21 protein-coding genes are annotated in these 22,999 nt (G+C 59.1%); 6 read left to right on the top strand and 15 right to left on the bottom strand.

Going from position 1 to position 22,999, the window contains the following annotated elements:
- Positions 1-4 precede the first annotated feature (4 nt).
- Positions 5-2,260: a penicillin-binding protein 1C gene (pbpC, locus tag PSV43_RS25015; protein ID WP_300204190.1), complete on the top strand. Its 2,256-nt coding sequence runs from the start codon at positions 5-7 to the stop codon at positions 2,258-2,260.
- Positions 2,261-2,320: 60 nt separating this feature from the next.
- Here pbpC and PSV43_RS25020 read toward each other — a convergent pair whose 3' ends face one another.
- Positions 2,321-3,208: a DMT family transporter gene (locus PSV43_RS25020; protein ID WP_300204193.1), complete on the bottom strand. Its 888-nt coding sequence runs from the start codon at positions 3,206-3,208 to the stop codon at positions 2,321-2,323.
- A 120-nt stretch (positions 3,209-3,328) separates the two neighbouring features.
- Between PSV43_RS25020 and PSV43_RS25025 the strand changes: the two genes are divergently transcribed.
- Positions 3,329-4,477, top strand: coding sequence for a 6-phosphofructokinase (locus PSV43_RS25025; protein ID WP_300204196.1), 1,149 nt, complete (start codon positions 3,329-3,331; stop codon positions 4,475-4,477).
- A gap of 106 nt (positions 4,478-4,583) precedes the next feature.
- On the opposite strand, the gene PSV43_RS25030 is transcribed toward PSV43_RS25025, so the two are convergent.
- Both PSV43_RS25030 and PSV43_RS25035 read right to left on the bottom strand, forming a co-directional pair.
- Positions 4,584-4,970: a hypothetical protein gene (locus PSV43_RS25030; RefSeq protein ID WP_300204198.1), complete on the bottom strand. Its 387-nt coding sequence runs from the start codon at positions 4,968-4,970 to the stop codon at positions 4,584-4,586.
- 16 nt (positions 4,971-4,986) lie between these two features.
- Positions 4,987-6,039, bottom strand: a complete 1,053-nt coding sequence (locus tag PSV43_RS25035) for an alpha/beta hydrolase family protein (RefSeq protein WP_300204201.1) — start codon at positions 6,037-6,039, stop codon at positions 4,987-4,989.
- 109 nt (positions 6,040-6,148) lie between these two features.
- On the opposite strand from PSV43_RS25035, the gene PSV43_RS25040 reads away from it, so the two are divergent.
- Entirely contained in the window at positions 6,149-6,874 is a 726-nt protein-coding gene (locus PSV43_RS25040) for a hypothetical protein (RefSeq protein WP_300204204.1), read from the top strand.
- A 44-nt stretch (positions 6,875-6,918) separates the two neighbouring features.
- Entirely contained in the window at positions 6,919-7,350 is a 432-nt protein-coding gene (locus tag PSV43_RS25045) for a DUF5069 domain-containing protein (RefSeq protein ID WP_300204207.1), read from the top strand.
- On the opposite strand, the gene PSV43_RS25050 is transcribed toward PSV43_RS25045, so the two are convergent.
- From PSV43_RS25050 to PSV43_RS25085, 8 genes are all read right to left on the bottom strand, one after another.
- Positions 7,351-9,111 carry a C39 family peptidase gene (locus PSV43_RS25050; RefSeq protein ID WP_300204210.1) on the bottom strand — a complete coding sequence of 587 codons (1,761 nt, stop codon included), beginning with the start codon at positions 9,109-9,111 and terminating at the stop codon, positions 7,351-7,353.
- Positions 9,112-9,165: 54 nt separating this feature from the next.
- On the bottom strand, positions 9,166-10,638 hold the full coding sequence (locus PSV43_RS25055; protein ID WP_300204213.1) for an NADH-quinone oxidoreductase subunit N: 1,473 nt from the start codon (positions 10,636-10,638) through the stop codon (positions 9,166-9,168).
- Between the two features lie 7 nt (positions 10,639-10,645).
- The gene (locus PSV43_RS25060) at positions 10,646-12,106 is read right to left on the bottom strand and encodes an NADH-quinone oxidoreductase subunit M (RefSeq protein WP_300204216.1); all 1,461 of its coding nucleotides are present in this window, start codon (positions 12,104-12,106) and stop codon (positions 10,646-10,648) included.
- A gap of 12 nt (positions 12,107-12,118) precedes the next feature.
- On the bottom strand, positions 12,119-13,993 hold the full coding sequence (nuoL, locus tag PSV43_RS25065; protein WP_300204219.1) for an NADH-quinone oxidoreductase subunit L: 1,875 nt from the start codon (positions 13,991-13,993) through the stop codon (positions 12,119-12,121).
- A gap of 9 nt (positions 13,994-14,002) precedes the next feature.
- Positions 14,003-14,320, bottom strand: a complete 318-nt coding sequence (gene nuoK, locus PSV43_RS25070; RefSeq protein WP_300204222.1) for an NADH-quinone oxidoreductase subunit NuoK — start codon at positions 14,318-14,320, stop codon at positions 14,003-14,005.
- Complete coding sequence (locus tag PSV43_RS25075; protein ID WP_300204225.1) at positions 14,317-14,898, bottom strand: NADH-quinone oxidoreductase subunit J; 582 nt, start codon at positions 14,896-14,898, stop codon at positions 14,317-14,319. The genes nuoK and PSV43_RS25075 overlap by 4 nt, the downstream gene beginning before the upstream one ends.
- Complete coding sequence (locus PSV43_RS25080; protein ID WP_300204228.1) at positions 14,898-15,443, bottom strand: 4Fe-4S binding protein; 546 nt, start codon at positions 15,441-15,443, stop codon at positions 14,898-14,900. Before PSV43_RS25080 ends, PSV43_RS25075 begins: the two co-directional genes overlap by 1 nt.
- A gap of 172 nt (positions 15,444-15,615) precedes the next feature.
- Positions 15,616-16,026: a helix-hairpin-helix domain-containing protein gene (locus PSV43_RS25085; protein WP_300204230.1), complete on the bottom strand. Its 411-nt coding sequence runs from the start codon at positions 16,024-16,026 to the stop codon at positions 15,616-15,618.
- Positions 16,027-16,373: 347 nt separating this feature from the next.
- Between PSV43_RS25085 and PSV43_RS25090 the strand changes: the two genes are divergently transcribed.
- Positions 16,374-18,680, top strand: coding sequence for a response regulator (locus PSV43_RS25090; RefSeq protein ID WP_300204233.1), 2,307 nt, complete (start codon positions 16,374-16,376; stop codon positions 18,678-18,680).
- Between the two features lie 47 nt (positions 18,681-18,727).
- The gene (locus PSV43_RS25095) at positions 18,728-19,159 is read left to right on the top strand and encodes a hypothetical protein (RefSeq protein ID WP_300204235.1); all 432 of its coding nucleotides are present in this window, start codon (positions 18,728-18,730) and stop codon (positions 19,157-19,159) included.
- A gap of 6 nt (positions 19,160-19,165) precedes the next feature.
- Here the strand turns inward: PSV43_RS25095 and PSV43_RS25100 are convergent, their stop codons facing one another.
- The 4 genes from PSV43_RS25100 to PSV43_RS25115 form a co-directional block, all read right to left on the bottom strand.
- Positions 19,166-20,356, bottom strand: coding sequence for a sialidase family protein (locus tag PSV43_RS25100; RefSeq protein ID WP_300204238.1), 1,191 nt, complete (start codon positions 20,354-20,356; stop codon positions 19,166-19,168).
- Positions 20,357-20,363: 7 nt separating this feature from the next.
- Positions 20,364-21,605, bottom strand: coding sequence for an MFS transporter (locus PSV43_RS25105; RefSeq protein WP_300204240.1), 1,242 nt, complete (start codon positions 21,603-21,605; stop codon positions 20,364-20,366).
- 320 nt (positions 21,606-21,925) lie between these two features.
- Positions 21,926-22,153, bottom strand: coding sequence for a hypothetical protein (locus PSV43_RS25110; protein WP_300204243.1), 228 nt, complete (start codon positions 22,151-22,153; stop codon positions 21,926-21,928).
- Positions 22,154-22,198: 45 nt separating this feature from the next.
- A complete protein-coding gene (locus PSV43_RS25115) occupies positions 22,199-22,957 on the bottom strand; it encodes a creatininase family protein (RefSeq protein WP_345784693.1) in 759 nt (252 codons plus the stop codon).
- Positions 22,958-22,999: the final 42 nt, after the last annotated feature.

Genomic DNA, 22,999 nt, shown 5'->3' on the forward strand with positions numbered 1-22,999 from the left:
GTGCATGCGTCGGCGCTGGCTTATCTTTTTCACCGTCCTACTCGCTCTAGCAGCAGGTGGCTGGTGGGGTGTGCCGTGGTTACTTCCGCTGCCGGAGGCGCTGATGCGGCCGCCGCCGGCATCGATGCTTTACCTCGCGCGTGATGGTACGCCGCTGCGACATTTGCTGGACGAAAACGGTACGCGTTCCGCGCCGCCGGTGAAGTATGCGGAGATTCCGCCTACGCTGGTGCATGCGCTGCTGGCGGCGGAGGACAAACGCTTTTTCTCGCATGGCGGCATCGACCTCCTCGCGGTGCTGCGTGCAGGTCGGGACAATGCGAGCAGCGGGCACATCGTCTCGGGAGCTTCGACGATTCATCAGCAGCTCATTAAGAACACCACACCGCAAGCAGGGAGGCGCACCTTTTGGGTCAAGGTGGTCGAAGCATTGCGCGCCCGTCGCCTCGCGATGTCCTGGAGCCGCGAGGAGGTGCTGGCGGCGTATGCGAACCGCATTTCGTTTGGCAATCTGATGACCGGGGCTGCTGCGGCTGCGGCTGGGTATTTTCATAAACCGCTGGGCGACCTGACGCCGGCTGAGTGTGCGCTGCTCGCCGCCCTGCCGCAATCTCCGGCGCGGTTGAACCCGTTTCGTCATTTGGAGGGCGTTCTGCCGAGGCAGCGGCACATTCTGGACAAGATGCACGAGTTGCACTGGCTTGATGAGGAGCAGCATCGCGTTGCGTTGAGTCAGAAGATCGTGCTGCAACGCTTCAGCGGTGGATTTGAAGCGCCGCATGCGATTGAGATGCTGCGGGGTGAAGTGGGTGGCGGGACGATCCGGACGACGCTGGATGCGACACTGCAACAGCAGGTGGAGACGATCATGGCGCAGCGACTGGAGGCGCTGAAGGGACGGCATGTGACGCATGCGGCGGTGGTGGTGATCGAAAATACGACGGGGGTGGTGCGAGCGCTGGCGGGATCGCGCGATTTTTTCGCGAAGGATGGTGGACAGCTTAACGGGGCGTGGGCGCCGCATTCGCCGGGGTCGGCGATGAAGCCGTTCACCTATTTGCTGGCATTTGAGCGCGGGGCGACGGCGGCGAGTATTGTGGCGGATCTGCCGGTTGAGTTTGCGACTTCTTCGGGGACGTACCGGCCGGAGAATTTTTCGCTGCGGAGCTATGGACCGATGACTTATCGCTATGCGCTGGGCAATTCGCTTAACATCTCGGCGGTGCGGGTGCTGGATTCCATCGGGGGTGCTGAGACGCTGCTGCCGAAACTGCGGGAGCTGGGGCTGGGTACGCTGACGGAGGATGCGACGCATTACGGGCTGGGGCTCACGATTGGAAATGCTTCGGTGCGGCTGGTCGAACTCGCGAACGCGTATGCGTGCCTCGCACGGCTGGGAAGGTTCAAGGCGTGGACGCTGCGGCAGGATGGGAAGGCTGGGGCGGAGCGGCGGATTTTGGGTGAGAATGAGAGCTGGCTGATCGCGGATATTCTCAGCGACAACCAGGCGCGGGAGATGGCGTTTGGAGGGTGGTCGGTGCTGCGGCTGCCGTTTAAGTGCGCGGTGAAAACGGGCACGAGTTCCACGTTTCGGGACAACTGGACGCTGGGGTACACGCCTGAGTTTACGGTGGGTGTGTGGGCAGGGAATTTCGACAACACGCCGATGCAGGATGTGAGCGGTGTGACGGGTGCGGGGCCGATCTTTCGCGATGTGATGATGCATCTGCATGAGAAACATGCCATGAGCTGGTATGCGATGCCGAAGGAGATGGTACGGGCGCGGATTGACCCTCGCACAGGGAAACGACTGACGCCGCAGTCGCCGCCGGCACGGGTGAGCCGGGAGGAGTTTTTTGCTGCCGGGAGGCTGCCGCCGGTGGCGCAGGCGGGTGATTACGATGTGCGTGGTCGTGCGATTTTGGCGCGTGAGTATGCGGGGTGGATTGGGAGCAGCGGGAACTGGCTGGGGGATCTGGTCACTGCTGGTGATGCGGATGCGAGGCCGGTGCTGCGGATCACGAATCCGATTGCTGGCACGGTGGTGATTCTTGATCCAGACATTCGCAACAGCGGCAGTCGATTGCTGCTGCAGGCTGCGGGATCGAGCCAGCCGCGATGGAGTTGCAAGACGCTGGAGCTGCGCCATGAGGGGGCCTATACCTTTGCTATTCTCAAGCCTGGAAGGCATGAGATTGAAGCGTGGGATGAGGCGAGCGGATTGAGTGCGCGGACGTTTGTGATTGTGCAGGAAGAGTAGTTATGGAACGCTCGAAAGCGGCGCTGAAGCGCCGCACTCCGGGGACGCTAGCGCGACTTTTTACACCACGACCAGCACGATGGCGCTCATCATGAGGAGGGCACCGGCCAGGCGCCAGCGCATGACGGCGGGGCCGAGGTGCTGCTCTGCATTCATGAACCAATGGCCGATCATCCACACGAGGGCAACGCTGAGCAGGCCACGTGAGGCATAGACGATGTTGGCGGAGGTGGCCTTGCCAAAGACGGCGACGGTGCTGACGAAGATGATGCTCTGGGTACCGAGCAGGACTGCTCCGCCTACGAGCCAGGGCCAGGCCTGCACACGAATGGCGCTGAGCGGTGCGGAAAAACGAAAGACGAGGCCGAAGGAAAGCAGCGCATTGATCCAAAAAATGCAGGGCAGCAGACGGCCGACGCCAAAATAGGGGCCCCACTTTTGCACCAGCACATCAAACACGGCAAAGGCGACCGCACCGACGCCACCGGCCACGAAGGTGATGAGGAGATTGCGCGGCGGCTGGCCGGCATCCTTGCGATTGAGGAAGGTGATGCCGAGCACACTCAGAAAGGCGGCGATCCACAGCTTCGCCCCCACGGCTTCTCCAATCAGGAGGGGGGTGAAGAATGCGACGAGGATGACCTTCAACCCGAAGACAGGCACGGCTACGGAGACATCCCCTTTTTCCAGGGCCAAAAACTGCGAAATCTGACCGACGAACAGGCACATGGCGATGACGCCGGGCTTCCAAAGATCCACGACTTCCAACGGCGGGCCACCGAGAAGCCAGAGGAAGGAAAAGAGTCCTGCGACGATCAAATTTGCGACAAAGGTGGTGCGCCAGAGACCGACGCCGAGATCGCTGGAGCGTTTCAGCACGAGCGCACCGAAGGCGTACAGGAGGGCGGCGATGAGCGGAAAAAGCGTGGTGGCGAAGGCTGGGGACACCCGCGCCATTAACACGCGGGCGCAGGGTAGCAAGCCCGAGGAATTCCAGCGGCATCAGCAGCCACTTGCCACGCGCGGAGTGCTCGCTAAGCAGAGAATCCCCCTAATTTTAAATTTTCCATGAGCGCCTCTTTCCCCGAACAATCCGTCGCCGTCCTCTTCAGTGGTGGTGACTCACCTGGCATGAATGCCTTCCTGCGCGCCATCGTGCGCCTGGGCCTGAACCGTGAAAAAGTCGCCGTGCTCGGCATTCGCGACGGCTACCGCGGTCTCGTCCGCACGGCGCGTGCCGTGAATGACGACGCGGAAGCCCTGGTGCGCCTGAAAAACGACATCGCCACCCATACCGGCCGTTCGGGATTGATCTCCGAGCAGCTGCACGTCATCCAAATGGACCACGCCAGCGTGAGCGGCATCATGGGCAAGGGGGGCACCATCCTCGGCTCTGCGCGCTGCCTGGAATTCCACGAGAAAAAGGTGCGCGACAGCGTGATCAAGCTTCTCAAGAGCCTCAACGTGCGGGCGCTGGTCGTGGTGGGTGGTGATGGCTCGCTGACGGGTGCGCGGCTGCTCGCAGCAGAAAGCGATCTGCGCGTGATCGGCATTCCTGCCACGATCGATAACGATCTGCAATTCACTGACATGGCGCTGGGCGTGGACACGGCGGTCAACACGCTGGTCTGGGCGGTGGATCACTTCATCGACACCGCGCGCAGCCACCGCCGCGTGATGGTGCTGGAAACGATGGGACGTGCGAGCGGAGATCTGGCGCGCATGGCTGGTCTGGCCTCGGGTGCAGAGATGATCATCACGCCGGAAACGGGCCCGCTGAACGAGGAGGCTATGAAGAAGCTCGCGGCCAAGATCGAAGGCGCGATGACACGCGGACGCGGCCACGCCATCGTGCTGGTAGCGGAAGGCGTGGAGTTTGACCCGCCGCAGAAGCGCAACCGCGCCTACGTGCTGATGGATGCCTTCCAGCAGTACTTCCAACGCGCCGGGGCCCCCTTCCCCGACCTCGAGGTGCGCCCTTCGGTGCTGGGCCATTTGCAACGTGGCGGACATACCACGCCGCAGGACTGCCTGCTGGCCGCACGCTTTGCGGATTGCGCCTGGAGCAGCATTCAGAAGCCCGACGGCGGCAGCGGCATCACGGTGCTGCGCAAGAACGTTGTCGAGATTGTTCCTTATGGAGAGCCAGACATGCCGGAACGTGCGGCCTTCTCCCGTGAGATGGAGCGGCTGCATGATGATTTGAGCTCGTGGTAGGAGCGGGGAGGGACTGTCAAGGGATGGTCAAGAGGTCAAAGCTGGATCAAGAGGGGGCTGACGGCACCTCTTGACGACTTCTTGAGCTACTTGACTGGGTTGTTCGTCAGTTCGAGTGATTGACCACGGTTATAGGCCCGTGAAAACCAAAGGCCACGTCCATTGCCTGCAACGCAGCGTACGGCCAGAGGCACACGGTCACGACAGTCAGACCCACGGTGATTTTTGCATCAGCAGATCGTATCAACGGGATGCCTTGATGAGATCCAGAATGCAAGCTGACCCATACTGCCCAAAGCAACGGAATCAAAAATGCCCAGAGGCCGGTTTTGAACACGAATGCCGCGTAGTTTGGCAAGGCATCCAGCATCAAATTCGGCGGCTCGATTTTCTCCATCCAGCGCACCATTTTGCGTGTGAGGGCATAGCCGATCCCGATGAACAGGCACTGCACCAAAAGAAGCACGCTGATGGCCTTGGGTGGAAAATTCATGGCAGGACCGATTGTATCAATTTTTCACCCAGCGATCCAGCCATTTCAGGGTCTGCTCCCACATCTCAGGGAGATAGACGTGGCCGACGTCGGGATAGAGGGTGTTTTCGAAATAGGATGGCGTTTCTTTGCCATGCAGTGCGTAGATTTGGCTGACGATTTCGCCGATGTGATGCACGCCGTCGGTGGGGGAGCCGCTGTCTTGGTCTCCGGTCATGAAGAGCATGGGGCGTGGTGCTGCGAGGGCGATGATGGCTTCGGTGTCGAAGTGTTTGAGCATGCCGGGGACGAAGTAGTAGATGCCGTGGGCTTTGAGCATGCTGGCGCGGATGAGTTCTTCGTAGCGGGTCATGCAGCCGACGCAAACGGCGGCACGCGGACGGTCATCGAGCGCCATGATCCACCAACTGCGGGTGGAGCCCATGCTGATGCCGGTGACGCCGATGCGGTGTGCGTCCACCTCGGGGAGTGAGCAGAGGTAATCGAGGGCGGTGAGGTCATCTCGAAGCATCATGCCCCAAAGGGTGCGACCGACCCAGAGATTGAATTTGGCGGCGGTCATCTCGCCCGCGCTGCCTAGCTGCTGCGGGCCGTCGGGGCCGTGTCCGTTGCGTTCTCCAAAGCAGGGCGCGTCGATGCCGAGGACGATGTAACCTGCTTCTGCCAAAGCGGGACCTGCGGCCACGGGGGTGGCATTGGTCTGCAGGAGTTCTTGTTTGCCGCTGTCATACTGGCCGCCGTGCCAGTGGCAGTAGAGGATAGCGGGAGCTTTGTTTTGTGGCGTGGCGTGCTTCGGGATGAAGACATAGCCTTTCACAATTTCGCCCGCGCCGTCGTCGAACTGAATCGTCTCTAGGGTGTAGCTGCCTTTGTCTTCACGGCTGATCACTTGGAAGGCAGTGGTCGGTGGGCGGGGCGGGAGATCGCCGAGGAGTTCGTTCAGCTTTGCGCGGATTTCGGTACGCTGCTGCTGCCATGCTTCTAGAGAGGCAGGCACCTGCAAGGGCGTGGCGATTTTTGCTCTCGCCAGCCAGGCATCGGCGGTAGCATTGGGTTCGGCGGCTTGCATGGAGGTGAGGACGAGAGTGAGGCAAACAGCGGTGGTACGCATCCGCTGGTTCTATCAGGTCGGGAATTTTGACGCAACATGGATGCATGGGATGCGTTCACAACGGCCCATGAAACATGCTTCCCTGCTCACCCTGACGCTCGCTCTCGCCGCCTTTGCTGCTCGTGCCGAGGACAAGCCGCTGCTCGCCATCCCTGGCAAGGTCATCTATGAAAACAATCTCAGTTCCGGTACCGGCGCGCCGTGGAAGGCTGCCAAGGGTAAGTGGGAGGCGGTGGACGGTGTGCTGCGCGGCTCTGAGCTGGCGGCGGACAAGCATGGCGCGGTGACACGTCTGCCCAACAAGCTGAAGGACTTTGTGGTTGAGTATGAGTTCAAGTTTTCGGGCGCGAAGAGCACAAGCCTGTCCATCAACGCGATCAAGGATCACATGGCGCGCATCAGCATCACGCCGAAGTCGGTGGCGATTCAACGGGATGACAATGACCATGAAGGCCCGGACAAGGCGGTGGTGTTTGCGCGCTTTACCACGGAGATCGGCGAAGGCTGGCACAAGGTGCGTCTGGAAATGGTGGGCGATAAAATGCTGGGCAAGGTGGACGACCTGGTCGCATGGGGAGCCAGTGAGCTTTTCCTGACCGAGAAAGCCAGCCCCGGCTTTACCGTGAGCGGGCAGTCGGTGGACTTCCGTAATTTCTCGATGCACGAAGCCACGCTGAATCCTGCTTGGGAAGAGGTAAAGGGCACCCTGCCGAAGCCCGGCGAAAAGGTGGCTGCTGCTGCCAAGCCAGCTGGCAAAGGCGCGGCGAAGGGAAAGAAGAAGAAGGCTGAATAAGGGCAGTGGATTGACTTTACCATGCGCCCTCGTTAAAAAGGCGCATGGCATTTCCCATTCGTTCCCCTCGTGATCTGGTCGGCGGCATCGCCGTGTTTGGCCGCATCCTCGATAAAATCCGTCTCAACGCCAAGGAAGGCCAATTGCCTGAAGGTTATCATCTGGGCTATCTGACGGGGAGCCGCACCTTTGATGAGCGTGTGTGCAAATTTCTCGGCGTGGATTTCTATGAACTGTCTGGACGCACGCTCGCAGGCGGCACCGATGAAGAGATCCTGGAGTGGTGCTGCCTGACCGGCAACCGACCTACCGCAGAGCAGATTGAGATCTGGAACGGCTTCATGCACAAGCGTGGCTGGCGGGATGCGGCGTCCGAAGGACTCGTCAAACAGCGTGCAGAAGCCGGGCTCGGGCACCGTGAAGACTTGGTGACGTTCTTTGATGTGATGGATGTCGAAGAAGGCCGTGCGCCCTGATCAGAATCCGCGCGGAGCCATTGAGTAGAGGCCCAAGGTAACATCGTAGGCGTCGAGCAGCGTCATGCGCTTGACTTCATGGCCTGCACCCCAGGAGTCGGTGAAGAGCAACTGGTGTTTGGCGAGGTTGTAGCCGATGATCAGGCGCATGTGGCCGCCGCTGATCTGGCCGCCGCCCGGTAGCGGTGGATCCTCGGGCTTCTGACCCAGGAAAAGGCCCCAGAGCAAGGGCACGCCTTTGTCGGTGTATTCTTTGACGATGGAAATGAATTCCTTCTCAGATACACGGCGCTTGCCACGGTAGTAATACTGTTCGGGATTCACCAGCGGTTTGAAAGTCACATTGAAGGCTCCATCGATCTTGGCGAGGCTCTTCTGCATGGTGGTGATGTCAGCACCGCTTCCAGCATCGATGCTGACAAGCTTCGCCATCTCGTGCTGGTCACAGGGAATGCGCATGTACTCAAACAAGCGCTGACAGCTCGCGGCGACGCAGTAGCCTTTCTGCCCCTGATCCACCATGGGAACGCCGGAAATAAAGACATCACCTTCAGTGGTCTTTTTGACACGCTGGAGCAGCTCCATGCGCTGGACGCCGGTGGCCATCTTGCCCATGCTCCAGTCGGCCTGATTGGGCGCTGCTAGTTTCAGGCGCAAGAACTCGGGCCTCGTCACTTTGCCGGGGGTGTTGTACTCGTTGTATTCGAGCAATGCGACACCGCTGGGTGAAGTCCAGTTCCAGCCGGTGACGGGCAGCGCGGCATTGGAGGACAATATCTGGCGCTTGGGAGCGACCTTCATCACCTGACCGAGGTTTTGACCAATCAGCTTGAAAATGCGGTCGAACTCCTTCGTGGTGATATCGCCCGAGTCGCCGCGATTGTAGAAGGAGATCGTGACGCGCGCTGTTTTGCCGTTCACAAGCTCCAGAATGGCTTCCTCCACTTTGATGGAACCACCAAACATGGTCAGATTGGTCTCCGCGTTACTGAACATGTGACGTGAAAAGCGTGCGCGGTCCTTGGCACTGCTCACCCATTCAAACTGCGGAGGCTTTTGCTGCTTATCCTGATCTTGAAGCTTCAGCACGTAGTTCTTTTCCAAATCTGCCGGACTCCATTTCCAGAGGCTCGTGAAATTCAACAGTGCATCTAGGTTGGCCGAGATTTCCGGTTGTGTTTCCCGACGTGCCGGGTCTCTGCCGGTAGGAGCGACATTGATGGAGAACCGTCCGGTTGAATCTTGGTAAGCAAAAACACCATACCCGGCTTTGAGCCATTGTTTGACCGGAATCGTTTCGAGGGTTGATTTTATTTTGCCATCTTCACCTTCCTTGCCGAAATGACTGGCCAGCAGTGCATAAACAGCCGCAGGTTGTGTGGTCAGCTTGTCACCAGGAAGCAAAATCATTCGGATCGATCTGGCTTTATCATCCTCCCAAAAAACTTCGAACAGGCTCAGTTTGAGTGCGCCAGCAAAGGCCGTGAGATTGATGTCGTACTTGTCTGAATACGCCGAAATCGCATACCCTTCGGACCTGGACGCAGACTGTTCGTAAATTGGGAGGTTACCCTTCGAAAACTGGTTGTAAACGGACTCGTATTTCTGGCGCGTGAGGCCAAGCAGATCATCCCAATTTAATACTGCGTCTGCTGATACATCCAGTTTGGCAGATGGTGTCGGGTTTGTCTGCGCCGTTCCCATCGGTACCAGACAACCAAACCAGCATGCCCAGTAGCTGATCATTAATTTGCGATTCATGTACGGATTTAACCCAAAGAGGCTGTCCGCTGTCAATGGCGGCTGCGTTTTTGTTCACTTCGCAACCATGCCTACGCCCGAAGGCGTCAGCACTTGCTGCAGCGGCTTGGGATAGACACCGAGGATCAGGATGATGAGGGCGAGGGCACAGGCGACGGCTTTGGCGGGGCCTGAGAAGGTCAGCGCGGGGACATCGGTGCCTTCGGTGGTGTACATCGCGAGGATGGTCTTGAAGTAGTAGTAGAAACCGGCGGCGGCGGCGATGATGGCACAGATCAGGGCACCCCAGTAACCATGATCGGCCAGGCCGAGGAAGACGAAGAGCTTGCCGAGGAAACCTGCGGTGAGCGGCAGACCGGCGAGGGATGCGAAGGAGATGGTCATCAGCATCGCTAGGAGCGGGTTGCGTTTGGCGAGTCCGGCGAAGTCCTTGATGTCTTCTCCGAGACCGTTGGCGCGCATGAGGCCGAGACCGAGGAAGCCGAGAACGGTCATGGGCAGGTAGGTGGCGAGGTAGAAGGCGACGACGCTACCGGAGGAGAGATCGAAGCGGGCGCTTTCGCGGCAGGCGAGTGCGAGGAGCAGGTAGCCAGCGTGGGAGATGCTGGAGTAGGCGAGCAGACGCTTGACGCTGGTCTGGAACATCGCTGGCAGGCTACCGAGCAGGACGGTGAGCGAACCGGTGACGAGCAGGAGGGCCTGAATCTCGCTGCCGATGATGGAGCCTTCGGCCATGAAAGCGTTCAGCGCACGTGTGAGGACGACGAAGCCAGCGGCCTTGGAGCCGACGGACAGGAAGGCCGTCACGGGAGTGGGGGCGCCTTGATAGACATCTGGCACCCACATGTGGAAGGGAGCGGCGGCGACTTTAAAACCGAGACCGCAAAGCAGCACGGCGGCACCGAAGAGTGCGGTGGTTTTGCTGGTGGCAGGATTGGCGAGCGCTTTGGCGATGCCGTCGAAGCTCATGGTGCCGGTGGCGCCGTAGATCCAGGCGATGCCATAGACGAGGACGCCGGTCGAAAGAGCGCCGAGGATGAGGTATTTGACACCGGCTTCGAGGCTGAAGGCGCTTTTACGTGCGAAGGCGACGAGGACGTAGAACGAGACGGTGACGAGTTCCAGGGTGACGAAGACTGTGACAAGATCACGAGCGGAGGCCATCCACATCATGCCCGCGCAAACGATGAGCGGCAGGCTGAACATTTCGGCGAGTTTGCCGTCGACGGTGAAGCGGGTGAGATACGGGGCGCACTCAAGCGTGAGCCAGAGAACGAGGATGGTTATTGCGAGCGCGAAGCCTTTGTAGAAAAGGGCGAGACTGTCGAGCTGGTGCCAGGGCTGGACGAAGCCGGGCAGGCTGGCGCTGTCGTGCGGCACGAAGAAGAACAGCACGAGCGCGAGCGTGGTGCCTGCGATGGCGGTGAGACCGAGAGTGCTGCGGGAGATGTCGGGCTTGAAGGCCTCGAGCAGCAGCAGTGCAAGTCCGAGGAGGGCGAGGCCGGCTTCGATGGTGAAAACGCTCATGGCAGGACTACAGCGCGGATTTCATGAGGTTGAGCAGCAGCCAAGGGCAGCAGCCGGTGACAAGCAGCGTGGCTGCGAGGATGATGAAGGGGACGCGCTGTGAAAACGCAGGATCGATCATGAACAGGCCGGTGGCAGGGCTGCCGTGGAAGATGCTGCGATAGGCACGCAGCATATAAACAGCGGACATCACCACGCCCCAGAGCGCCAGGATGACGGTCCATTGCAGATTGGTCAAAGCACCTGCTTTGATTTCGGTGAAGTTGCCGAGGAAGATCATTACTTCCCCCGCAAAGTTAGTCAGGCCGGGGAGACCGATGGAGGCAAAGGCACCAAAGGCAAAGAGCACTGTAAAGGCTGGTGCATGGGAGGCTAGGCCGCCGAGCTTGTTGTACTCCAGGGTGCCAAGCTGATTGCGCATGCGACCGCAGAGGCCGAAAAGCAGCGCAATGGAGATGCCATGGGCGAACATGAGGATCACCGCGCCTTTGAGGGCGATTTCCGTGCCTGCGGCGATGCCGAGGAAAATGTAACCCATGTGCATGACGCTGGAGTTTGCGAGCGTGTCGTCGAGACGATTTGCATGGATGGTGACGAGGCCCATGATGAGAATGTTGCCGAGGAGCATCAGCAGCAGTGCGTTCTGCACCCATTCCACATGGACACCCTGCGGCAGGAGCGGCAGGGCTATGCGGATGAGACCATAGAGACCGAATTTTTTTAGCACTCCAGAGTGCAGCATAGCTACCGGAGTGGGTGCGGTGGCGTAAGCAGGTGCTGCCCAGCTATGAAAGGGAAAGAGGCTGACGAGGGAGCCAAATCCCAGCAGGAGGACGAAGAAGATCTGTGCCTGTTTGGCAGCGGGCAGCGGATTGAGCCTGGCCTGACTGCGAAGGGCTTCGAGGTCGAAGGTGAGCTTGGAGCCGCCGCTGAATTCGAGAACGAGCCAGACCAAACCTGCGAGCAGGACTAGGCTGCCAGCACCGAGATAAATCGTAGCTTTCCATGCAACGGCCTTGCGATGGGCGGGTTCGGCACGCCCATGAAGTGCTATCATGAGAAAGGTGGGGATCAACGCGAGTTCGTGGAAGGCGTAGATGAAGAAAATATCCGTGGTGAGGAAGGCTCCCAGTGCACCGCCGCCGATGAGCAGCGAGGAAATGTAGAAGATAGCAGGGCGGTCATGGATCTGCCAGATGGCGGCCAGCATCACCAGGGTGGTGAGCAGGACGAGAATGAGTGATATGCCATCCGCACCGACGGCGAAGCTGAGGGATGGATTTTCGAGGATCGGCCGCGAATAGGTGAAGGCGAGTCCAGTTTTGCCCCAGTATTGCACCGTGGTGTACAAGACGAGGATCAGATTGATGATCGTGGCACCGAGGGATACTGCGCGGGCAGGCGCACCGAGCCCGACCGCCAGTGCGGCGAGGAGGGGTAGTGCGATGATTAATTCAAGAACGCTCATTCAATTTCTCCATCAATGGCCCAGACGGGGCAGCACAAAAACAACAAGATAAATCACGGCAATAACGCCACCGCCCAGCAGGAAAGTGTAGCCTTGCAGATGTCCGCCCTGCAGCATGCGGGTGGCGGCTCCGAGACGAGCGACGAGCGCCGTGGGCAGACGGGCGACGAGGCCATCCACAAACACACGCTCCAAGGCGGTGACGATCCACGCCAAGCGGTCCTGGCAGATGCGGACGATGACGGCGTACATTTCGTCGAAGTAGAACTTGTTGGCGAAGAGCTTGATGCTGATGGGGTCCTTATCCTTGCCGCGATAGAGGTAGATCGCGCCGCCGGTTCCGATGAGGAATGCGGCGATGGAGGCAAACAGCACGGTGGCGTGAGGCGGCTCATGCGCGGGTTTCAGGGCCTGCAGCGGCGTGGCAAATCCATCCCAGGCTGAAAAGATCGAAAAGATCGCCAAGATCACCAGAGGGAGCAGCATGATCAACGGCACCTCAGTCGCGTGATGTGCCGACTCGGTGCGTGGCTTGCCGAAGAAAGCGATGATGACCAACCGCATCATGTAGAACGAAGTCAGCAGGGCGGTGAGCGCGGCTGAGTGGAAGAGAATGTTGCAGCCGCTGTCATAAGCCGCTCCCAAGATGCCTTCCTTGCTGTAGAAGCCACTGGTGATGTAGGGAAGGCCCATCAATGCCAGAGTGCCGATGAGGAAGGTCCAGAAAGTGACGGGCATGTGCTTGCGTAGACCGCCCATCTTCCAGATGTCCTGCTCGTGGTGGCAGGCATAGATGATGGCACCGGAACCGAGGAAGAGCATCGCTTTGAAAAAAGCGTGAGTGTAGAGATGGAACATGGCCGGATGGCCGGGATTCGGACCGTGAGGATGGCCAGCCATTGCCACGGCACCGACGGCCATGACCATGTAGCCAAGCTGGGAGAGGGTGGAGTAGGCTAGCACACGCTTGATGTCATTCTGCTGTGTGGCCATCAAGGCGGCCATCAGAGCGGTGAAGGCGCCGATGCCAGCGATGATTTCAGCCGCTAGGGGAGAAGCCTCAATGAGGAAGCTCATACGGACGAGCATGTAAACACCTGCGGCGACCATGGTAGCGGCGTGGATGAGGGCGGAGACGGGAGTGGGGCCTTCCATGGCGTCTGGCAACCAGACGTGCAGCGGGAACTGGGCGGATTTACCCACCGCACCGAGGAAGATACACAGGGCAGCGGCCGTGGTGAAACCAGCGCTATAACCGGGTGCCTCAGGACTCAGCGGACCGCCGGGCCCAAAAGCCGAGGTGAGGTCTTCGATATTTACATTGCCGTGATGAGCTCCAAACAGCAGCAGAATGCCGATCATGAAGCCGAAGTCACCAATGCGATTGGTGAGGAAGGCTTTTTTGCAGGCTTCCGCTGCGCTGGCTTTTTGATACCAGTGGCCGATCAGCAGGTAGGAACTCAGACCGACGAGCTCCCAGAAGATGAACATCATGATCAGGTTTCCGGCCAGCACGATGCCAGTCATGGAAAACATGAAGAGCGAGAGTGAGCCGAAGAAGCGGGGCTTTGCCTCATCGTCCTTCATGTAGCCGAGCGAGAAGATATGCACCAGCATGCCGATGAAGCTGACGATGAACATCATGCCGCGGCTCTGCTTGTCGATCAGGACATCAATGTTTGCGTGAAAATGACCGACATCAAGGAAAGGCAGGAGCATCTGCGTCTTGTTGTCATCTGCCGCAGCCAAGAGAGCCAGGCAGGCGATGAAGGAAATGATCGAGGAGCCCACTGAAATGAGCACAGCGGCACCTTTGAGCTGACGGTGCCCCAGAAGAATGACGAGCGCCGAAAAGAATGGCAGCAGTAGGATGATGCTGGCGTGCATGCGGGCGCGTTATCCTTGAAGTTTGGTGACGGACTCCACATCCACGCTCTGTTTGGAGCGGAAGAGAGCCACGATGATGGCGAGGCCCACAGCCACTTCAGCGGCAGCCACGGTGATGGTGAAGAAGACGAGCGACTGCGCGGTGTAATCCGGCAGGCCGTTGGCGAGATGAAAGCGGGAGAAGCCGACGAGCGCGAGATTCGCGGCGCTGAGCATCATCTCCAGACACATGTAAACGATGATGATGTTTCTGCGGGCAATGACGCCAGCGAGACCCAGAGAGAAAAGCATGCCGCTGACAACGAGATAGTGGCCGAGGGTGATCATGGGGCGCTCCTTTCACGTTTGCTGAGAACAACCACACCGATGGTGCCGACCAGCAGCAGCAGGCCAATCACTTGAAGGTGGAAGCCGTATTGATCAAAAAGGGTGAAGCCGATGAGCTTGGCATCCGGGAGCGTGCCTGATTTGAGGTCATTGGTGATGGTGGGGAGGGCCGCCGCCTTGCCGATCTTTGTTGCGGCTTCAGCCAGAGCCAACGGGGTGTCCTGCGAGGTTTTCTTGGCCAGTTCAGTGCTGCCGACAACTGCGGCGATTTGAAGGGTCAGCAACACTGCGAGCAGAACACCGGAGACGATGGCTGGCATGTTCAGTTTCTTGCCCTCCTCCGTCTTGATGTCGAGGAGCATGATGATGAAGAGGAAGAGCACCATCACCGCGCCGGCATAGACGAGAATTTGGATCACCGCGATGAAGTAGGCATCCAGACTCAGGAACAGGGCAGCCAAGCCAACGAAGCTGGCGGCAAGCGAGAGGGCGCAGGTTACAGGATTGCGCCCGGTGACGACCATGAAGCCGAAGCCCAGGGTGATCAGTGCGAAGAGATAGAACAGCAGCGGGGGCATTATTTGAGCTCGTTCCACTTGTTCACCAGCCCCACGCGCTGGCCGCCGATTTCATAGAGGCGTTTTTTGTCGTGCACCATCTCCTGGCGTGAGAGACCGGTGATGGCGTAGTCCTTGCGAAGGAATATGGCCTGCTCCGGGCAGACCTCCTCGCACATGCCGCAGTAGATGCAGCGAATCATGTCGATGTCGAATTCCTTGGGGCGCTTCTCGACCTTGGCCCACGGATCGTCGCTGGGGATCTCAGCGGGGATGATTTTGATGGCTTTGGGCGGGCAGATGAACTCGCAGAGCTGGCAGCTGACGCAGCGCTCGCGATCCTGCTCATCGGTGACGAGGGCGGGAGCACCACGGTAGTAGTCCGGCAGATGTTCGTCCCACTTCTGCTCCGGGTATTCCATCGTCACCTTGGGCTTGCTGCCGGCGATCTGGAGGAAGGTTTTGATGCCGTGCCCAATCGTGATTTTCAGCCCTTTGTACAGCGTGGAAATGAACCAGCGTTCATGCCAGGCAAGTTTAGGACGTTGTACAATGATAGTGGCCATGTAGGAGCAGGGAACCGCAGGAGAATCGGATTTGATTATCCGAACGTCCCGCAGTGCGGCAACCGCTATTTGTGAAAAATTTCACAAGGACGGGCCGGAATCACAAAATCAGCCAGAAATTGACCTTGAATCGTCTGGCTGAGCGAAGGGGCCTACAAGGCCCCTGGGGAGGCTATTTGGGTGCCTGGGCGTCCGTTTTCTTCGGCGCAGCCTTCTTTTTAGAAGCCCGCGCTTTTTTCTCCGGCTGCGGAAAACCTGCTTTCGCGTAGGCAACGATCTGGGCAAAGGTGCCTTCACCGATGCCTTCGGCTTTCACCAGGTGAGTCACATCGGCCAAAGGCCGGACTTTTTGAATGGCCTTGGCGCGGACCTCGCCAATGCCAGGAAGCGTCATGAGCGCTGCCAGATCACCCTCGTTCAGTAAAGACAGCAACTGGGCACTCTCCAAGAGCGAAAGCGTTTTGGCAACGGCCTCCACTTTGGCCGAGGGCTTGGGTGGACTTTTCTTTTGCGGGGCGGTTTGAGCTACAGCCAGAGAGGAGCTGAGAGCTAGGGCGACGAGGAATGCGACGAGTCTTTTCATAGGAGATACGGTATAAATATCGCAGCAATATTATTAAATTAACACTACGAATGGCGAGGAAAAAATTGTCGCACCCCTCTTTTTGCAGGCCCCACGTCACTGCCAGACACCCAAAGGCTCGAGGCCGCACATATCGGCGGGTAGTTGCGCAAAGAAGGGACTGATGTCAGCTTCTTTCCCACCGGGAAGAACGGGCCCGCCAGTTCCTCCAAGTGACTCGGGACACTAAAGTAAGGTGCTGGAACTAAATAACCATTTGGTCGAATTCTCAGGAATAAGATAGAAGGAGTTAGAATTCTTATGGCGCTTCTAATTTATCTCGGTTAGAATAATACACACTTGGGTAAATGACTAATTCTGATCGCATCCGCATCTTGATCGTCGAAAACGAAGGCCTCGTGGGCTGCGACATGGCTACGACCCTCGGCAAACTGGGCTATGTGGTCGTCGCTATCTGTGCGTCTGGAGAGGAAGCCTTAGAGCGCCATGAAGAATTTCGCCCGGATCTGGTCTTGATGGACGTCCACCTCGCAGGCCAGCTTGATGGGATTGAAACGGCGAGAGAGCTGCAACGCCGCAGCCCAGTGGCGATCGTTTATGTGACGGCCTGCGCTGATCTGGACACCGTGGCCCGTGCGCGCCAAACGCACCCGCATGGGTATTTGCTCAAGCCCTTCAATCACGATGAACTACGCCTGGCCGTGGAAGTGGCTGCACAGCGTCATTTTGAAGAGACAGAGCGTCAACGCCGGGAGCACAGCTACTTTGAGGCCTTTCAAAGCCTCGCTGATGGGGTGATCGCCGCAGACTTGTCTGGCGGTGTGGTGTTTATGAACCCTTCCGCAGCCCGTGCTACTGGCTGGAATGCGCAGGAGGCCGTTGGCCGCTCTTTGAACGAGGTCTTTCGTATTTATCAGAGCACGGGTGAGCCCGCCGAGATTCTCTCTGCGGAGAACGCCACGCAAGCGGAGCGCACCGTCTATCTCACCACGCTGGCGGGGGAACGGGTGCCGATCCAGGACCGCACGGCACCGCTGCGCGATGGGCAGGGCCACCTGACCGGCCTCATCATTCTCTTCCGTGCCGCGGCCGTGCCAGCGCCATTGGAAACCGCGAGCATTCCGAACCGCAGCACTGCGCCGCTGGTAGATGTGGTCGAAAGCATTTCCGACCCGCTGTTTGCTCTGGATGCCCGCTGGCGTGTGACGTATGCCAACGCGAGCGCGTTGCGTCTCTTTGACCGCAATTTGCAGAACATGCTGGGCCTCTCGCTGTGGGACATCATGCCCAGCGCGACCCGCGAACTGCACCATGAGGCCTTCGCCCATGCCATGCTGCACCGCGAGACAGTGAACCGGGAACTCTACCTGGACGAAAAGCAGCTCTGGCTGGAACTGCGCGGCTACCCCTTTGCTGAAGGTCTGCTGCTGCTGGTGCAGGATGTCACAGCCCGGCGCGAAGAGGCTGAGCGGCGCAACCGCATTGACCGCCTTGAATCCCTAGGCCTGCTGGCGCGTGGGTTCGCGCATGATTTCAACAATCTGCTCACTGTGCTGCTGGGTAATATCTCGCTGGCCGAGATGCGCCTGCGCAATGCCATCACGCTGCCCGAACTGCACACGGCCAAGCAGGCTACGCTGCAGGCGCAGAATCTGGTGCAGCAGTTGCTCACCTTTGCCCGTGGCGGTGCGCCGATCAAAACGCAGCTCCGACTGGGTGACCTCATCGAGACTTTTTTCACGCATCACTCGCGCGCCAATCGCGTGGAGTACCGCATCGAAGTGCAGCCCGGGCTGCCGCAGATCGCCATTGATGGTGCGCAGGTTCGCCGCCTGCTGAGCAATCTCATCCGCAATGCGGAACAGGCGCAGCCCGATGGCGGTGAAATCACCGTGCGCTGCTTCGCGCCTGATCATGCGGAGATGTTCCCCGGTGAAATGGTCACTGATACGAACTTCCAGCCATCGGGCCTTGCCATCGAAGTCGCAGATGCAGGTGAAGGCATCCAGACAGAGCACCTTTCGCATATTTTTGAACCCTACTTCAGCACCCGCAAGGCTGACAACGCGACGGGTCTGGGCCTCACGGTCTGTGAATCCATCGCGAAAGCGCATGGCGGCTCGCTGACGGTCAGCTCAGAGCAGGGCAAGGGCACCACGGTGCGGTTCTACCTGCCGCTGGATTCCGATGGTGAAGACGCGGACGCTTTTGGCCTGAGCAAGGTGTTCGACGCGCCACCCGAACTGAATGCTGTCAATCCACGCATCCTGGTGCTGGAAGATGATCCGCTGGTGCGCTCATTGATCGTCCGCAATCTCACTGGCAACGGCTTCGATGTGGTGGAGAGCTCCGAAGGCAGTGAAACGGTGCGCATGTACCAAGAAAGCGTGACGCAAGGGCGAGCTTTTGACCTCGTCATTCTCGACCTCAGCATTCCCAATGGCATGGGCGGTGTGCGTGCGATGGAAAAACTCCGCGCCATCGACCCTGATGTCTTTGCGATTGTCTCCAGCGGCTACTCAGATGATCCCGTCATGGCCAACCCGGGTGCCTACGGCTTTGCGGCCGTGCTGCCCAAGCCGTACGAGCCCGCTGACATGCTGCGGCTGGTGCGCAACATCCTGGCAACACGCGGCATCCGCCGTGAATCGTAACCCTGTGCATTCGTTGACAACCGCGCCAGGTTTGAGAAATAACCTGCATGCGCGAACAGGACCTCCTCGACAAACTCAGCAAGATCGAGCGGCTGTATGCAGGTGCTGCGACTCCAGGTGAGAAAGAAGCTGCAGCCGATGCCATGGAGCGCATCAAACGGCGGCTGGGTGAGACGGCAAAGATCGAGAGGCCCATCGAGTACAAGTTCACGCTGAGCGATGGCTGGTCGAAAAAACTCTTCACTGCCCTGCTGCGTCGGTATGCGCTCAGGCCGTATCGATACGCACGCCAGCGACGGACCACGGTCATGGTCCGAGTGCCGCGCAGTTTTGTGAATGAGACGCTGTGGCCGGAGTTCCTTGAACTGAGCAAGGTTTTGCAAACCTACCTCGACGAGGTGACGGAACGCGTCATCTCGGGGGCCATCCATGCGAATGAAGGCGAGGAAGAAGTGATTGCTGGTGAGTATCTGGGCTGAAGCCGGCTACTTGTCGTCCTGCCATAGGAGGCGTGCGGCATAGACGCTGTTGTCTGCGCCGTATTTGTTGTCGGGTTTGATGACGATGTCCGGGCCGTTCTTCTGCATCCACTCGGCGACGGTGACCCAGGTTTCGTTTTCGCTGACCTCACAGACGCCGAAGTTTCCGAGGCGTGCACCACGCTCGGGCACAAGGATGCGTTCGGTTTCGCGTTTGACCGTGAGGGTGGCTTTGTCCACCTCTGCCATGAACAACGGGGCACGATGGCGGAAGACGTGATCGTTGTTGGCGCCTCTGCGGGTGTAAACGAGATAGAGGTGGTCTTTGTGCGTGACCCAGTGCTGCTGGGTGTTGTAGTTGCCGAGATCGCTGCCGTCAGTCCAGTCCCAGCGTTTGGGTTCGCTGAAATGCAGGCCGTCATCGCTGACACACACATAGCCTGCGGTGTCGTTGCGCAGAGTCAGATAGAATTTTCCGGCGCAGCGGATCAATGAGGGCTCATAGACGCCGCGCCCGGACTCCAGCGCCAGATCATTGCCTTGCTCGACATAGTGCAGGGCGCTGCCGTCAAAGCTGCAACGCAGCACGGTGACGCGGTAGTATTTGTCGCCTTTGGCTTTGAAGTAGATGGGCAGGAGGATGTCGCCGTTTTCGATATCGACGCGCTGCACACTGCCAGCGCCCGCGTTGAAAAACTTGGGACCTTCTGGCATCGGCATCGCTGTCCACGGTGACCACGTGGACTGCTGCGGATCATAGACGGAGAAGCAGGTTTCGCGGGGGCGTTCGTGAATGACCTTGTTGTCGGAATAACGCACGGTGTGGCCGATGCCGAGGAGTTTGCCTGACTTTGCATGATACTTCGGCGTGAAGTCACAGGCGGCGACAATCACGCCTTCCGGCTCTTCGCGTCGGCCCAGAGTTGCCGTGTGCTCGACAGGCTGCGTCCACGTCTTGCCGAGACCGGAGGTGCTGACGTGGTTCAATGCATAAAAGACATCGCTGCCGGTGAGCAGTAGCTTCTGCATCGTGAGCACGACCTGCGGCGGGCTGCCGGGGATCGCGCCTGCACGCGGATGGACCCAGCACATTTTACCATCGTATCCCTGGGTGATCGTTTCGAGCTTTATTTCGTACGGCTCGGCGGCGTGGAGGGCGGAGATAACAAAGAGGGCGGGAGTGAGCAGACGAAACATGCTCACATCAACGCGCCAGAGCCGTCGGGTTGTGCGACTTTTGCCTGTCCCACAGCAACTTCATGGCGATCACACCGAGCCATGGGGCGAGGCCAGCGGCGGCCATGCCGAGGTCAAAGGACTTGGTCTCGTCAATGACGTGGCCGAACAACTTGTGCATGGGCGAGGACACCGCCCACACCCAGGTGCTGAGCAAGCCCGTGAGACGACCGACATGCCGGTCTGACAGCTCCTGCACAAAACTGTAGTAGCATGGGAACAAGGCCAGCGCTCCGGCACCAACGACGAGGATCGCACCCATGAGCGGCCAGCCTTTCGGCAGCCACAGCAGCAGCACGCTGAAGGACGTCATTAGACACGCGCTGGAATACACCCAGCGCCGTGCACCATGGGCGGAGATGCCAAACCGCCGTGCGAGCCATAGCGAAATGACCCCTGCTGCGATGCAGCCGATGTCGGTACCGATGTAGTAGGCCGAATTGAAGGCCAGCGCCTCCGTCTCCGAGTACCCCCGCCCTTCCTGCATGAACTTCGGCAACCACACGCGAAACAAATGCCAGCAGGTCTGTGCGCCGAAGATCAGAATCGCCAGCGCCCAGAAGCGGCCGCCCATCAGAATGCCCCACAGGCTTTCACGCTTCGCCGGGTCATCCTCCACCACCACATCCAGATCGCTTTTGCGTATCGACACAAACCACAGTACCACCCACAGCAGGCCGATGTAGCCGATGGCCTCAAACGCGAGCCGCCAGCTCGACAGCTCGTCAGTCATCAGCCAGAGCATCAGCGGCGGCGTCACGACAGCACCGATGGAGGCACCGCTTTGCAGCACGCTGTTGCCCATGGTGCGTTCCTTGGCGTTCAGAAGGGCAAAGGTCGTCTTCAACGCGCAGGGCCAGTGCCCGGCCTCAAAAAAGCCCAGCAGCACACGGCAAGTCAGCAGGGGCCAGTAGCCCTCAGTCTGCGCGGAGGCGATCCCCATCAGCGACCAGCCGCTGAGCACCACCGGATAGAGCCAGTAAATGCGAAAGCGGTCTGCCAGGAAGCCGAAGACGAGCGACCCCACGGCGAAGGCCCAGCCAAACGCCAGCTCCATATCGCCATACTGCTCCTGAGATAAATTAAACTCCTTCGACACGCGTGTGGAGGCATTCGCCAGCGTCTGCCGGTCCATGTAATTGATGGTGGTGGCAAGCAGCAAGAGGCCGCAGAGGTACCATTTCCAGGTGGAGGAGCGGGGAGTGGGCATGGAGTGGAGTACGGCAACAAACGGAGATCACTGCATTTTTCTTCGCATTCCATAATCAGGCCGCCTGCGGTGGTGCCGCACAACCAGCACATGCACTGCGTCGGCACCGAGTTCGTAAATGAGGTGATAAGGAAAATGCTTCAAATTGCAGCGCCTCCTTGTCGAATCGACAAAATGATGTCGTGTCGGATTTGTCCGGATGCCATCAAGAGCCTCACGGAATTCGGCAACAAACCGGTCTGCCGCCCAAAGCGAGTCCTTGTCATAGTAGGCCACGATGCTCCGCAGATCACGATCAATGCCAGGATGAAACTCCAGCCTCATCGTCTCCGAGACTCATTCACCGACTGCCACAATTCCTCCTCGGTGATCGTCCTCACCAGGCCGAGTTTGATCTCGTTGCTTCGATGAATGGCCTCGGTCAAACTGTCTGCGTCAAAATCATTGGGATCCGGCTCGTCCAATGAGTCCAGCAAGGAGTTCAGGACTGCTACCCGGCCCGACTCGTCGAGCTTGAGTGCCTGAGCAGTGATTTCGGCAACAGTCATGGCATCATTCTAGTCTTCCTCATGGCATAGAACAAGGATTCTGTTTCACCCTTCCCAGCTCTTTCCATCCCACGCAATGACGCGATCCAGCAGTTGCAGGACTGACTCGCTGAAGCACTGGAAGAGCATCTCGCCTTTATCCGCTGTGGCGGAGCGAGGATCGCCGACGTGGCCGGGCTCGCTGCGGTCGGGCATGATCCAGCCGCGGGAGGCGGGTTCGAAGGCGTTGCCGAAGGGGACGTCGCTTGTTTTTGTGAGATCGCCGACGAGTTCGGGGCGGAGGCGCAGGACCATGCTGGTCTCCCATTCACAGGCGTGGCCCATGACGCGCTGCTGGATGGAGGGATCGCGGGTCCAAGGCTCGGCACCGAGATTCCAGTAGGTTGCAAAGAGGAGCAGGAGATCGCTGCGATCACGGTATTTTTGCCGCGTCTCAAACACGGCCTGCTTGCCGGGGATGTCGTTGCCCCCGTGGCCGTTGAGGAAGACGAGGCGCTTGAAGCCGTGGGCGATGAAGTTGTCCATCAGGCCATTGAGCAGATCGAGATACAGCCGTGGGTCTGCGGACAAGGTGCCAGGGAAGTCCATGTGATGGTGCGAATTTCCGAGCCACATCAGAGGCGCGATCAACACACGCTCTCCTAGCGCTGCTTCGGTGCGGCGGACGAGTTCGTTGGTCAGCATGCTGTCGGTAAAGACGGGCATGTGCCGTCCGTGCTGCTCCAAGGCTGCGACGGGAAAGATAATGGGGGTGTTTTTGTCGAGAGCGGCCACGGCGGGCCAGGTGAGATCAGCCAAGAACATCCAATTAGAACGCCGATGCCGATTCGTTTTTTGATGAACTTG

It is taken from the genome of Prosthecobacter sp., assembly GCF_029946185.1.
Classification (GTDB): domain Bacteria; phylum Verrucomicrobiota; class Verrucomicrobiia; order Verrucomicrobiales; family Verrucomicrobiaceae; genus Prosthecobacter.